The sequence below is a fragment of the Paludibacterium flexuosum genome, assembly GCF_037076605.1.
Classification (GTDB): Bacteria; Pseudomonadota; Gammaproteobacteria; order Burkholderiales; family Chromobacteriaceae; genus Paludibacterium.
In genome coordinates this window covers 539,914-552,386 of the sequence record NZ_AP029060.1, presented here as the reverse complement: position 1 = coordinate 552,386, position 12,473 = coordinate 539,914, and the positions used below count along the sequence as shown (strand labels likewise).

The window sequence follows — 12,473 nt, the reverse complement described above, 5'->3', positions numbered from 1 at the left end:
CTGACTCCAACAGTGAAACTGGGAAAAACAAAGCGGAAGCGGCAGAGCGCCGATTCCGCCCGATCATCATTATTCAAGCTTGGCAGTGTACCAGCGTGCCTTCATCTTCGCCAAGCACGACACGCTTCAGCGCACCATCCTTAAAGATGCTGAATACCTTGATATCCAGGTGCTGATCACGGCACAGCGCAAACGCCGTGGCGTCCATGACCTTCAGATTGCGCGAAATGGCTTCATCGAAGGTCAGCGAGGCATAACGGGTCGCCGCCGGATCCTTCTTGGGGTCGGCCGTATAGACACCATCCACCTTGGTGGCCTTCAGCATGATGTCGACATTCATTTCCATGCCGCGCAGTGCTGCCGCCGTGTCGGTAGTAAAGAAAGGGTTACCGGTACCGGCAGCAAAAATCACGATCTTGCCCTCTTCCAGATACTGCATCGCCTTGCCGCGCACATACGGTTCGGCAATCTGCTGCATGGTCAGCGCGGACTGCACGCGCGCCACCAGACCTACGCGCGTCATGGCATCCTTCAGTGCCAGGGCATTCATGACCGTGGCCATCATGCCCATATAATCCGCCGTGGCACGATCCATGCCGGCGGCTGCCGGCGCCACGCCACGGAAGATATTGCCGCCACCGATCACAATGCCGATCTGCACGCCCAGCTCGGCCACCTCCTTGATTTGCTGCACGATCTGCTCGATCGTGGGCCGGTTGATGCCATAGCTGTCATCGCCCATCAGGGCTTCACCGGATAATTTCAACAGAATGCGTTTGAAGGCGGGAACTTGGCTCATTGCGGAGACCTCGGTAGTGATTTTTGTTAAACAGGCTTCGCCTGACAAAACGGCACCCTGAAGCAGGGTGCCGTCGTTGTGCCAACTACGAAATGCGAAAATCAGATCTTGGCAGCGGCGGCCACTTCGGCAGCGTAGTCCACAACCTTCTTCTCGATGCCTTCGCCGACCACGAACATGGCGAACGCCTTGACGCTGGCGCTCTTTTCAGCGAGCAGCTTCTCGACGGTCTGATCCGGGTTCTTGACGAACGGCTGACCCAGCAGGGTCACTTCAGCCAGATACTTGGTCACACGGCCTTCAACCATCTTGGCCACGATATCGGCCGGCTTGCCGCTTTGGGCTGCCTGCTCGGTATAGATGCGACGTTCGGTTTCCAGGGTCTCGGCCGGAACCTGATCCTTGGAAACGCAGATCGGCTTGGAGGCAGCAACATGCATGGCGATGTCGCGACCCAGCTGGTCTTCACCAACGAAGTCAACGATCACGCCGATCTTGCTGCCGTGCAGGTAGGTAGCGATCTTGCCGGCGGTTTCGTAGCGAACGAAACGGCGAACCGACATGTTCTCGCCCAGCTTGGCGATGGCCGCCTTGCGGATTTCTTCAACCGACTGGCCACCGACAACCACGGCGCCCAGCGCTTCGACGTCAGCCGGATTGGCCTTGACGACCGCTTCGGCAGCAGCCTTGGCAAACGCCAGGAAGGTTTCATCCTTGGCCACGAAGTCGGTTTCGCAGTTGACTTCAACCATGGCACCAACGGTGCCTTCGGTGAAGGTGGAGATCACACCTTCGGCAGCAGTACGGCCAGCCAGCTTGGCAGCCTTGCCGCCGGACTTGATGCGCAGGATTTCTTCGGCGCGCTTCAGGTCGCCCTCGGCTTCAACCAGTGCCTTTTTGCATTCCATCATACCCATGCCGGTCGAGGCGCGGAGGTCGGCGACCATCTTTGCGGTAATTTCCGCCATGCTAGAAACTCCTTAAAATTTTCCGTTACGTGAAGCTCAGGCCAAAAAAAGGGGCTGGCGCCCCTTTCATGCCTCGACCTTACTCGGCCGCTGCCGGTTCGGCAGCAACGATTTCCTGGATCGACTGGGCACGGCCTTCCAGCACGGCGTCAGCGATACCACGAGCGTACAGGCGGATAGCGCGACTGGAGTCATCGTTACCCGGCACGACATAGTCGATGCCTTCCGGCGAGTTGTTGGTATCAACAACGCCAATGACCGGGATACCCAGCTTCTTGGCTTCGACGATGGCGCCCTTCTGATAACCGGTGTCGATCACGAAGATCGCGTCCGGCAGGCCCTTCATGTCCTTGATACCGCCGAGCGAACGCTCCAGCTTGGCCACTTCGCGCTCCAGATCCAACAGTTCCTTCTTGTTGTAACCGGTTTCGCCAGCGCCTTCGAGTACGGCGCGCTTGTCTTCCAGGCGCTTGATGGACTGCTTGACGGTCTTGTAGTTGGTCAGCATGCCGCCGAGCCAGCGATGGTCGACGAACGGCATACCGCAACGGGTTGCTTCTTCACGGACGATCTCACGCGCCTGACGCTTGGTGCCTACGAACAGGACAGTACCCTTGTTGCCGGCCAGACGACGCACATATTCCTGGGCTTCCACGAACATCGGAAGGGTCTTTTCCAGGTTGATGATGTGAATCTTGTTGCGGCTGCCAAAGATGAACTGCGACATCTTCGGGTTCCAGAAACGGGTCTGGTGGCCGAAGTGAACGCCGGCTTCCAGCATTTGACGCATGGTAACGTTGGTGGACATACAAAAACTCCTTAAAGGGTTAGGCCTCCATCCGCGCAGACAACCCCTGCATCATGCAGCAGGCACCCTTTGGCGCGGATGTGCGTTATTTTCCCCCGAAAAATGGGGGACGCGGGATTTTATCACCCCGCATAAGACAAACTCAAGCTTTTACCCGTTTTTCCAGACGGGCCAGACGCATTCTGCGCCGACGCCGCAACACCCACCCCATGCCCAGCACCGGCAGCACCCCCAGAAAAAACAACACCGACACCGTCGCCGCCATCGTGGTTTGCGCAACGGCGAAAATCACGATCACATACAGCCAGGCCAACAAAACAACGACCATTTCACCCCCGAAAAAAGCCCGTCCGCCTGAAACTATAAAACATTTGCATGAACTTAGCGGGCTGCATATCTGTCCCTATAGTTTACGCCACAACAACGAGAGGAACGCATGACCATCAACGTCGCCTCGCTCACCCTGCTCAATCCGCTGACCGCCCTGGGCATCATCCTGGCGCTCGGCATCCTGGGCGGACAACTCGCCCGCAAAAGCAGCACCATCCCGACCGTCACCGGTTACATTGTCACCGGACTGATCATCGGCCCGCACGGGCTGGGCCTGATCAGTCAGCCCCTGATCGATGCCTCCGACCTGTTCGCCCAGCTGGCCCTCGGCATTGCACTGTTCGAACTCGGCCGGCGCATCGACCTGCACTGGCTGCGCCGCGAACGCATTCTGCTGCTGACTGCCCTGGGCAGCGCCGCCATCAGCTTCACCACCCTGCTGCTGGTCACCCCCGCCTTTGGCATGAGCCTCAGCGGCGCGGCACTGCTGGCCGCCCTGGCACTATCCTGCTCACCGGCCATCCTGCTGGAAGTCCTGCGCGAAAGCCGCGCCGAGGGCCAGGTCAGCGAGCGCCTGGTGGCCTGCGCCGGCATCGGCAATCTGCTGGCACTCACCGGCTACGGTCTGGTACTCGCCTGGGGACGCCAGGTCAGCGGACAAGCTGTCGAACAATGGTTGCTTCAGCCCGGCTGGCTGTTACTCGGCTCGGCCGCCATCGGCCTTGCCAGCGGCCTGGCGGCGATTCACCTCAACCGCTGGATCGGCGCCCAGTTCCGCGAAGCCCAGGAGGTGCTGCTGTTTGCACTCATCGCTCTGACCGTCGGCCTGTCGAGCGCCCTGCAGCTGCTGCCGGCACTGGCCCTGCTGATCTTCGGCCTCTCGACGCGCAATCTGCCGCATGGCTATGCCGTCGGCAGCCCCTGGGTCGTACGTCACAGCGTGGTGTTCTTTGCCGCACTGTTCGTCATCGCCGGCACCCGCCTCGATCTGCGCGTACTGAGCGAGCTATGGCCACTGGCGCTGCTGCTGGTCGCCCTGCGCAGCGGCGTACAGGTCGCAGTCGGCAGCCTGATGGCACACGCCAACGGACTGAGCCGCCGTCGCGGCGCCCTGATGGGCCTGGCGCTGATGCCGATGTCCGGCACCGCCAACCTGGCCCTGCTGTCTGCCAGCACCCTGCTGCCGCCCGGCGTCGGCACCATCCTGCCCCTCATCGTCGCCATGCTCTGCTTCACCGAACTGGCCGGCCCGCCCCTGACACAGCTGGCCCTGCGCCTCGCCGGCGAAACCAGCCAAACCCACTGAACCTGAGGAGACGCCCATGCTCGAATTCAAACCCAGCCAGCCCCTCACCCTCGGCGTGGAACTGGAACTGATGATCGTCAACCGCCGCGACTACAATCTGACGCGCGGCTCGGACGACCTGCTGACACTGCTGGACCGCCAGGCCCACGGCTACGACATCAAGCCGGAAATCACCCAGGGCATGATCGAAATCGCCACCGGCGTACATGAAGAACTGGGCAGCATGCGCCAGGAGCTGCACGCCATCCGCGAGCTCCTCAACCAGAGCGCCGAAAAGCTCAACCTCGGCCTGGCCGGGGGCGGCGCCCACCCCTTCCAGCGCTGGGGCGAGCAACGCATCTACCCCAAGGAACGCTACCAACTGGTATCCGAACTCTACGGCTACCTGGCCAAGCAGTTCACCGTCTTTGGCCAGCACATCCACGTCGGCTGCCCGGATGGCGACAGCGCCGTGCGGCTGACACACTTTTTGTCGCGCTACATCCCGCACTTCATCGCCCTGTCAGCCTCCTCGCCGTTCTATCAGGGCGCAGACACCCTGTTCCAGACGTCGCGCCTGTCCAGCGTCAACGCCTTTCCATTGTCCGGCTGCATGCCGCCGGTACAGAACTGGGACAGCTTCAATCACTATTTCGGCCAAATGCATGACCTGGGCATCGTCGCCAGCATGAAAGACTTTTACTGGGATATTCGTCCCAAGCCGGAATTCGGCACCGTGGAAATCCGCATCTGCGACACGCCGCTGACGCTGGGGCTCGCCCCGCTGCTGGCCGGCTATGCCCGCATGCTGGCCCATCACTGCCTGGAGACCAACTGGAATGCGATCGACAGTGCGCTGTACCTGCCTTACACCTACAACCGCTTCCAGGCCTGCCGTTTCGGTCTGGACGGCGACATCATCCCCGGCGGCGGGCAGCAGCGCCTGAGTCTGCTGGAGGACATGCTCGGCACCTTCGATCGCCTGAGCGACAGTGCGCAGGCACTCGGCCTGGAGGACTGCCGCCTGCAACTGCGCGAGCGCGTCGCCCGGCGCCAGAGCGACAGCGACTGGCTGCGCACCCGCTTCAACCTCAGCGGCTCACTGTCCGACACGGTGCGCCATCAAAGCGAGCGCTGGATGTATGACGCCTGAGCATGGCGGCTTTTGATCCGCCAACCCGGGCTTGTTAGAATCAGCGCTTGATAAACAGATCGGGAATAGTCTGGTGAGCGCAAGCAACGGAGAACAACAAGCAGAAAACCACCCGGCACGCTGGTTCATCTGGCACGAAGGCCAGGTCCTGCTGCTGCAGGACCGCCTGCCCGACAGCGACCTCGGACTCTCCCTGACCGGCAGGCGCCACATCGGCACAGCAGACGGCCACGACTGCTACAGCGCCGAACTGGTCGGCCCGCCGCCCGCCGGCAGCCGCTGGACCGCTCTGCGCCCCCTGCTGGCCGAAGCCGACGAACCAATGCGTCAGGCGCTGGCGCGCGCGCGCCAGCTGCTGACCTTCGAGCGCGAACACCGCTTCTGCGGCCACTGCGCCGGCCCCCTGCTGCAAAACAGCCACGACAGCGGCAAGCGTTGCCCTGCCTGCAATGCCCATTACTACCCCCGGCTGGCCCCGGCCATGATGGTGGCGATCACCCGGGGACGACAGATCCTGCTGGCGCGCGCCCCGCATTTTGCCGAAGGGGTCTACAGTGCGCTGGCAGGCTTCGTCGAGCCCGGCGAAACGCTGGAGCAGTGCGTACACCGCGAGACCTTCGAAGAGGTCGGCGTGCGCATTCACAATCTGCGCTACGTCGCTTCACAGTCCTGGCCCTTCCCGCACTCGCTGATGCTGGCCTTTGTCGCCGACTACCTGGACGGCGACATCGTGCCGCAGGCCGGCGAAATCGAAGACGCGCAATGGTTTGACGTCGACCAGCTGCCGACGCTGCCATTTCGCGCCAGCATCGCCTGGTCGCTACTGCAGCACGTCATCCGGGAAATCCGGCAACAGCAGGCACAACCGGACTGATCGCGCATGGACCTTCGCCGCCAACTCAACCACTGGCTACACCCGCGCTTCCGCTACCACCAGCTGGCGGTGATTCATGGCCTGCGCCTGGCCCTGGCCTTCCTCACCGCCAGACTGATCGGCGAGCTCCTCAATGAGCCCCACGCGGTCTGGATGACGGTGACGGTCGCCGTCGTCATGGGCAGCCTGCCCCATACCGGCAGCATCGTAGAAAAAGGCAAACAAAGACTGATCGGCACCACGCTGGGAGCGCTGGGCGGCTTTCTGGTGATCTTCCTGACCCACAACTTCCCCCCGCTGGCCTCGCTGGCGATTCTGGCCATCATCGGCTACGGCGGCTTCTGGGCGGTGCGCGGCGGTGGCTACATCGCCCTGCTCACCTGTATCACCCTGGCCATCGTCTCGACCAACAGCAGCTTCGACGTCGGCCTGTGGCGGATGGTCAATGTCTATGCCGGTGTAGTGCTGGCCATCGCATTCGGCATGCTCTTCCCGGAGCGCGCACGAGACCACTGGAGCTTCATGCTGGAAGAAAGCCTGGAGGGGATCAGCTGGTTGTATCGGGAAATGAATGCCAGCGGCGAATACAACAGCACGCTGGCGGAGGGCCTGGCCAGCCGGCACACCAAGATGCGCGAGCTGATTGCCGCCGTGGCTCGCGAAACCCGGCTTGGCAACAAGGTGTTGAAAGCCATCCTCAGTCAGCTGCACCATGCGCGCATCACGATCGAATTCCTCGCCAGCGAGGCCAGCGACCCGCAGCGCACGCCCGACAGCTCGGCAGAATCGGGGCACGACCGGGTGGTTGCCGCCCTGCAGCGGCTGGCACAGCAATTTGACATTCCGGCTGGCGACTTTCCGCCGCCAGCCATCCCCCCCAGCCCGCAGCAAGCCTGGCTGAACCTTACCCTGGCACGCCATCTGGAGGCGCTGGCGGAGACGCTGGACGACGCCCTGCCCAAGCTGCGCGGCGAAGGCAACGGCCTGCCGTTCGCCACGCCGCGCCTGCCTGGACAATGACCACCGGGGTCAGACCGGTGATTTAATCGCGGAAATTATTGAACTGAATCGGGAAGTCGGTAATTTCCTTGCGCATCAGCGCAATGCATTCCTGCAGAATGTCGCGCTTGGCGCCGCTGACCCGTACGGCCTCACCCTGGATACTGGCCTGCACCTTGAGCTTCGAGTCCTTGATCAGGCGGACGATCTTCTTCGACAGCTCGGTCTCGATCCCTTCGCGAACCGTGATCACCTGCTTCACCTTGTTACCGCTGACCTTTTCCAGCTTGCCATGATCCAGGCAGCGCACATCCACCCCGCGCTTGGCCAGCTTGCCAAGCAGGATGTCCTTGACCTGATCCAGCTGAAACTCGGCATCGGCAAACAAGGTCAGCACCTTGTCACTGGCCTCGATACGCGCATCGCTGCCTTTGAAATCATAACGCGTGGAGACTTCCTTGTTGGCCTGGTCCACCGCATTGCGCACTTCCACCTGATTGACTTCAGAAACGATATCGAATGACGGCATGATACTCACTTGTCAGTTAGCACTAAACCGCCAAATTTTAGAGACCAAGGGGCCTGCTGTCACCCGACACATCAATAAAAATCGATTGGAATAGACCAATCTCATTTGATAATATCTCGCCCCAGCTGAACTTCCCGGACCCACGCATCATGGCCAAGCTTTTTTTCCGCTACGCGGCAATGAACAGCGGCAAAAGCACCCTGCTACTGCAAATCGCCAATAATTACGAAAGTCTGGGGATGAGCGTCACCCTGTACACAGCGGCCATCGATGACCGCTATGGCAGCGGCAAGATCACCTCGCGGCTCGACATTCAGCGCGACGCCCTGACCTTCGACGATCAACTGGACTTCTTTGCCCTGCCGCTGACGCAAACCGCCTGCCTGCTGATTGACGAGGCGCAGTTTCTGACCCCGCAGCAAGTCACCCAACTGCACCGTCTGGCCCACCTGCGCAATATCCCGGTGATCTGCTTCGGCCTGCGCTCGGACTTTCAGGGCCAACCCTTCCCCGGCTCGGCCCACCTGCTGACCCTCGCTGAGGACCTGGAGGAAATCCGCACCATCTGCCTGTGCGGCCGCAAGGCCACCATGCATCTGCGGGTCGACAGCCAGGGCAAACGCATTGTCGATGGGCCGCAAATCGAAATCGGCAGCGAGGCGCGTTACCGCTCTGTCTGCGCCAAGTGCTTCTATAAAGCGCAATAAGCAGACGCCGTGCAGTGCACGGCGCCTGCCGGCCCGGCTCACGCACCAGGCTGAATCGGCTGCACGGTCAAGTACACACGCTTGCTCTCGGGCAAGCGTGCCACCAACTGATCCAGTGGCATATCGGTAAAGTCACATTCCGGCACCGCCAATCCGTCAGCAAAATGGTTGCTGGCAAAATTCGCCAAGAACTCACCGCCAATATTTCTATTGGTGGTGCTTACCCGACAACTGTGGTCGTCAACAGCGTCAAACAGATTGTCAAACACCAGAAAATCCTTCACCTCGATATGCTTGTCTGCCGTATCAGTAAAATTCTGCCAGTAACCAATGCCACCGCGCTCGATCTGATTATTAAAGAAATAGCTGTCATCCATCAGCATGGTGGCACTATTGTCGTAACTGCGCGCCACCACTGAAATGTGATCGAGGTAATTGGCGGCAAAAGTCAGGCCCTGAGCATTGCGAAATTTCAAACCGCCCGATTCATCATCCGGCCAGCCGGCAAAGTAATTCTGATAAACATCTACATTGTTGTACTGCTTGATATAGACGTTATGGTCACGACCAAGCTCGTACTTGCCAGTAAGCGGATTGAGCAGCAAGGGTAAATCATTGCCGGCAAAGAAGTTGCGGCGGAAGGTGGAATTGCTCAAACCATCCGTGGCATACCAGCCATTGATGAAGTTGCCTTGATCCGGCAGCATGACCAGCCCGCCGGCTCGGGCCGACGCCTGTATCCGGGTGATCAGGGCATCCGTCTCGCTGTCCAGATAAGCGGCAGCCTTCGCCTGATTGGCGGCATCGCCAAGATAATTACCCTCGATCAGGGTGGACACATTGCGATAAGTACTCAGGGCGCTGCCGGGGTGTGCACTGTCCCGCATAAAGACGTTGCCAATCACCTGATAGGGCACATGGGCAACGGATAACTGCTCGGCGCCGACCGTATTGAGGAACGCGTCATGGCTGATCGCAATCCGCGCCTTGCGGTTACCATAAAAATCCACCACGACATTATCAAAGACCATGTCGCGGATCGTCAGATCCGTCACGGGGACGGAGTAGTTTTGCTCCCCTACCTTGGGAGAGCGTTCAGTGCTGACACTGCGAAAGATGGTCAATCCCGCTTCTGAGCCGACCATGCTCATATAAGACCCAAGGACCAAATCGCCTTCAATGCGATATACCCCGCTCGGGAAATACACGCCTTCATGCTGACTGGCAGCTGTGGTGAGCGCGGCCATGATCTTTTCACGCTGATCCTCATCCGCATTCGCCACCACGCCCAGATCCAGCGCACAGCGCAAGGCGCCCCTGTCCACAGGCATCGTCTCCGAACCACACTGGGCTGCCCATACCTCTTGCAGATTCAGCACCCCACCTAATAAACAAGCAGCCAGCCACCATTTACGCATTACACATCATCCGGATAAAACCCGGAATGTATCGCACCACACCCAGAGCGCTCTTCGGGCGTAGTCTTAAAATGACAGACAAAAAAAATGCCCCTTCAGAAAGGGGCATTGGATTTGATACGGGCAAAGAACGTCAGGCACGCTGCTCCGCCAGCGCCGCATCATCGCCGGCCGCAGCGACCGGCTGCGCTTCATTGATCAGACGACGCAGGAAAGGAATCAGCAGCAACAGCAGCACACCGGTCACCACCGAGCCCCAGCCCAGCTGGCTGAACACTGAACTGAAGCCAGGATTGGTCGCCACCGGCGTCGAGCCGATATTCTGCGGCATCATGCCGGAAATGTAGCTGGCCAGAACCGAAGCCACCCCGGTCACCATCATCCAGCAGCCCATCATCACCCCCTGATAGCGCGACGGGGCCAGCTTGCCGATCATGGCGTAGCCGATCGGCGAAATCAGCAGTTCGCCGATGCTTTGCAGCAGATAGCTCAGGGCAATCCACTTGAAGGCCACCAGACCATCTGCGCCGGCCAGCGAAATCCCGATCGGCAGCACCAGCATACCCAGCCCCATGCAGAACAGCGAGGCGGCAAACTGCAGCGGAATATCGATCTTGCTGCCACGCTGGCGCATGCGATTGAACAACCAGGCCATCAGCGGGCCTCCGACCACAATCACCAGCGTATTGATGTTCTGGATCCATTGCGGTGCAACCTGAATCCCCCAGACATTGAGATTGATATTGTGTTCGGAGAACAGCATCAACCCCATGGGCGCCAACTGATACAGCGACCAGAACACCAGAGAGCCCAGCGCCAGGATCAGATAGGCCGCCATGCGCTTCTTTTCACCACGATGCGGGTGACGCAGGGTCAGCATCGACAGCCAGGCCAGCACCACCAGGCCCAGGACAATCACCGAAGAGTTGGTCAGCTCGGTATGTGTCAGCAGAATGCGGATGACCGGCACCAGCAGCACCAGCACCGCCAGGCCCGCGGCCATGCGCAGGAAGAAAGGTCGTCCGCTGGCCAGCTTCAGCGGTGTGCTGATATCCGCCAGGATGCGCCAGCACAGCAGGGAAATCACAATCGCCAGCACATTGCCGATCGTGGCAAACAGGAACAGCGAGTGATAGTCACCCGACAGCTGGTAGTAGCCCGCAACGGTAAAACCAAGGAAAAACCCCAGATTCATGCCAGCGTAATTCCACAGAAACGCGCTTTCGCGGCGCTCGTCATCGGGAGAAAAACGCTGGGTCAGCATCATGTTCAGGCAGGTCACGTTCAAACCACTGCCGGTCAGGAACATGGCCAGCCCCCAGTACAGGCCGGGCACCCCCATTTCGGCAATCAGATAGCAGCCAAAGACCTGCAACACCATGCCGAGAACAAACAAATTTCGGTTACTGAGAAAGCGACCGCCAAGATACCCGCCAAACATGTGCAAGCCGTAATTGAAAGCCCCGAAGACCCCCATCATGGCATTGGCTTTATCCTCGCTGAAACCCAGCCGCTTGGTGGCATAAAGCACCAGGGTCGAATACAACACGGCAAAACCCAGCGTGGCAAACATCTGGATGAAAAACAGCGCGACCGAACCACCGCTGGCGGTTCCGGCAGGCGACGGACTCTGTTGGGAAGGGCTCAAGATATCACCTATATGTTCTTGATTGACACACACTCACGAGGCGTAAAACCAGGATTTGAGCGACCGTGGAAATTTGAATATGGATCAGCATCCTGCAATGAGGCTTGCATAGAAATATCAAACTACGGAATTTTATGCCATACATTTTACAAAAAATGGCTAGGAAGAATCTCATTCCTTCCAAGTATTGACATTATTCTCATTTATCATGGCATGAAAAAACAATTACTTATCGCGCATCTCCCCCCTCACGCACTGGACACGCCGGAGGCAACACGTACACTGCTGCGTGAACAAAGGAGACCCGCATGCCCCTGACCCCCGAACAAGTCGCCACGTTTCTGGCTGCCGCCATCCTGATCACGCTGGCTCCCGGCCCTGACAATCTCATGGTACTGAGCACCGGGATCAGCAATGGTCGCAAGCCCGGCATGCTGTTCGGGCTCGGATGCGCACTGGGCTGCATCAATCACACCATCCTGGCCGCACTGGGCGTCAGTGCCCTGATTGCCGCCAGCCCGACAGCTTTCACCCTGCTGCGCCTGAGCGGCGGCGCCTACCTGATCTACCTGGGCATCCAGGCGCTGAGAAGCGGCGGAACGCGCTTTGAAAGCGGCCAGCCAACGGCATCACAGCCCTGGCGCCGCTACCTGCTGCGCGGCATCCTGGCCTCTGCCATCAACCCCAAAGTTGTGCTGTTCTTCCTGGCCTTCCTGCCGCAGTTCGTCGTCACCCGCCACGGACAGGTCAGCCTGCAGATCACCCTGCTCGGTCTACTGTTCACGCTGCAGGGCGGGCTGCTGTTTGCTTTGCTGGGGTATTTTTCCGGCGCAGTCGGTCAATGGCTCAAGCGACGGCCGCAGACGGGCCAATGGCTGGACCGTCTGGCCGGTAGTGTATTCGTACTGCTGGGAATCAAACTGGCGCTGACGCAGAGCCGCTGAGGACGTGCGCC

13 protein-coding genes are annotated in these 12,473 nt (G+C 59.8%); 6 read left to right on the top strand and 7 right to left on the bottom strand.

Annotated elements, in window-relative coordinates:
• Positions 1-73 precede the first annotated feature (73 nt).
• The 4 genes from pyrH to AACH39_RS02620 all read right to left on the bottom strand — a co-directional run bounded on the left by pyrH (position 74) and on the right by AACH39_RS02620 (position 2,903).
• Positions 74-799: a UMP kinase gene (pyrH, locus tag AACH39_RS02635; RefSeq protein WP_215782573.1), complete on the bottom strand. Its 726-nt coding sequence runs from the start codon at positions 797-799 to the stop codon at positions 74-76.
• A 101-nt stretch (positions 800-900) separates the two neighbouring features.
• Entirely contained in the window at positions 901-1,767 is an 867-nt protein-coding gene (tsf, locus tag AACH39_RS02630; protein WP_215782574.1) for a translation elongation factor Ts, read from the bottom strand.
• A 79-nt stretch (positions 1,768-1,846) separates the two neighbouring features.
• Complete coding sequence (gene rpsB, locus AACH39_RS02625) at positions 1,847-2,575, bottom strand: 30S ribosomal protein S2 (RefSeq protein WP_215782575.1); 729 nt, start codon at positions 2,573-2,575, stop codon at positions 1,847-1,849.
• A 142-nt stretch (positions 2,576-2,717) separates the two neighbouring features.
• Entirely contained in the window at positions 2,718-2,903 is a 186-nt protein-coding gene (locus tag AACH39_RS02620) for a hypothetical protein (protein ID WP_338620821.1), read from the bottom strand.
• 108 nt (positions 2,904-3,011) lie between these two features.
• On the opposite strand from AACH39_RS02620, the gene AACH39_RS02615 reads away from it, so the two are divergent.
• The 4 genes from AACH39_RS02615 (at position 3,012) to AACH39_RS02600 (ending at position 7,237) form a co-directional block, all read left to right on the top strand.
• Complete coding sequence (locus AACH39_RS02615) at positions 3,012-4,211, top strand: cation:proton antiporter (protein ID WP_215782577.1); 1,200 nt, start codon at positions 3,012-3,014, stop codon at positions 4,209-4,211.
• 16 nt (positions 4,212-4,227) lie between these two features.
• Positions 4,228-5,343: a YbdK family carboxylate-amine ligase gene (locus AACH39_RS02610; RefSeq protein ID WP_338620820.1), complete on the top strand. Its 1,116-nt coding sequence runs from the start codon at positions 4,228-4,230 to the stop codon at positions 5,341-5,343.
• Positions 5,344-5,416: 73 nt separating this feature from the next.
• Positions 5,417-6,217 (top strand): NAD(+) diphosphatase, encoded by an 801-nt coding sequence (nudC, locus tag AACH39_RS02605; RefSeq protein ID WP_215782579.1) that lies wholly within the window; start codon positions 5,417-5,419, stop codon positions 6,215-6,217.
• A gap of 6 nt (positions 6,218-6,223) precedes the next feature.
• Positions 6,224-7,237 (top strand): FUSC family protein, encoded by a 1,014-nt coding sequence (locus AACH39_RS02600; RefSeq protein WP_338620819.1) that lies wholly within the window; start codon positions 6,224-6,226, stop codon positions 7,235-7,237.
• 22 nt (positions 7,238-7,259) lie between these two features.
• On the opposite strand, the gene AACH39_RS02595 is transcribed toward AACH39_RS02600, so the two are convergent.
• Entirely contained in the window at positions 7,260-7,745 is a 486-nt protein-coding gene (locus tag AACH39_RS02595; RefSeq protein ID WP_338620818.1) for a YajQ family cyclic di-GMP-binding protein, read from the bottom strand.
• 149 nt (positions 7,746-7,894) lie between these two features.
• On the opposite strand from AACH39_RS02595, the gene AACH39_RS02590 reads away from it, so the two are divergent.
• Complete coding sequence (locus AACH39_RS02590) at positions 7,895-8,452, top strand: thymidine kinase (RefSeq protein ID WP_215782582.1); 558 nt, start codon at positions 7,895-7,897, stop codon at positions 8,450-8,452.
• 38 nt (positions 8,453-8,490) lie between these two features.
• On the opposite strand, the gene AACH39_RS02585 is transcribed toward AACH39_RS02590, so the two are convergent.
• A complete protein-coding gene (locus AACH39_RS02585; protein WP_338620817.1) occupies positions 8,491-9,870 on the bottom strand; it encodes a glycosyl hydrolase family 28-related protein in 1,380 nt (459 codons plus the stop codon).
• A gap of 133 nt (positions 9,871-10,003) precedes the next feature.
• Positions 10,004-11,518: a peptide MFS transporter gene (locus tag AACH39_RS02580; RefSeq protein WP_338620816.1), complete on the bottom strand. Its 1,515-nt coding sequence runs from the start codon at positions 11,516-11,518 to the stop codon at positions 10,004-10,006.
• Positions 11,519-11,826: 308 nt separating this feature from the next.
• Between AACH39_RS02580 and AACH39_RS02575 the strand changes: the two genes are divergently transcribed.
• Positions 11,827-12,462, top strand: a complete 636-nt coding sequence (locus AACH39_RS02575; protein ID WP_215782585.1) for a LysE family translocator — start codon at positions 11,827-11,829, stop codon at positions 12,460-12,462.
• The last annotated feature ends 11 nt before the right edge of the window (positions 12,463-12,473 follow it).

Excerpts from the sequence above, each read along its gene's own strand:
- pyrH (WP_215782573.1), bottom strand. The coding sequence starts at position 799 with ATGAGCCAAGTTCCCGCCTTCAAACGCATTCTGTTGAAATTATCCGGT.
- tsf (WP_215782574.1), bottom strand. The coding sequence starts at position 1,767 with ATGGCGGAAATTACCGCAAAGATGGTCGCCGACCTCCGCGCCTCGACC.
- rpsB (WP_215782575.1), bottom strand. The coding sequence starts at position 2,575 with ATGTCCACCAACGTTACCATGCGTCAAATGCTGGAAGCCGGCGTTCAC.
- AACH39_RS02620 (WP_338620821.1), bottom strand. The coding sequence starts at position 2,903 with ATGGTCGTTGTTTTGTTGGCCTGGCTGTATGTGATCGTGATTTTCGCC.
- AACH39_RS02615 (WP_215782577.1), top strand. The coding sequence starts at position 3,012 with ATGACCATCAACGTCGCCTCGCTCACCCTGCTCAATCCGCTGACCGCC.
- AACH39_RS02610 (WP_338620820.1), top strand. The coding sequence starts at position 4,228 with ATGCTCGAATTCAAACCCAGCCAGCCCCTCACCCTCGGCGTGGAACTG.
- AACH39_RS02600 (WP_338620819.1), top strand. The coding sequence starts at position 6,224 with ATGGACCTTCGCCGCCAACTCAACCACTGGCTACACCCGCGCTTCCGC.
- AACH39_RS02595 (WP_338620818.1), bottom strand. The coding sequence starts at position 7,745 with ATGCCGTCATTCGATATCGTTTCTGAAGTCAATCAGGTGGAAGTGCGC.
- AACH39_RS02590 (WP_215782582.1), top strand. The coding sequence starts at position 7,895 with ATGGCCAAGCTTTTTTTCCGCTACGCGGCAATGAACAGCGGCAAAAGC.
- AACH39_RS02585 (WP_338620817.1), bottom strand. The coding sequence starts at position 9,870 with ATGCGTAAATGGTGGCTGGCTGCTTGTTTATTAGGTGGGGTGCTGAAT.
- AACH39_RS02575 (WP_215782585.1), top strand. The coding sequence starts at position 11,827 with ATGCCCCTGACCCCCGAACAAGTCGCCACGTTTCTGGCTGCCGCCATC.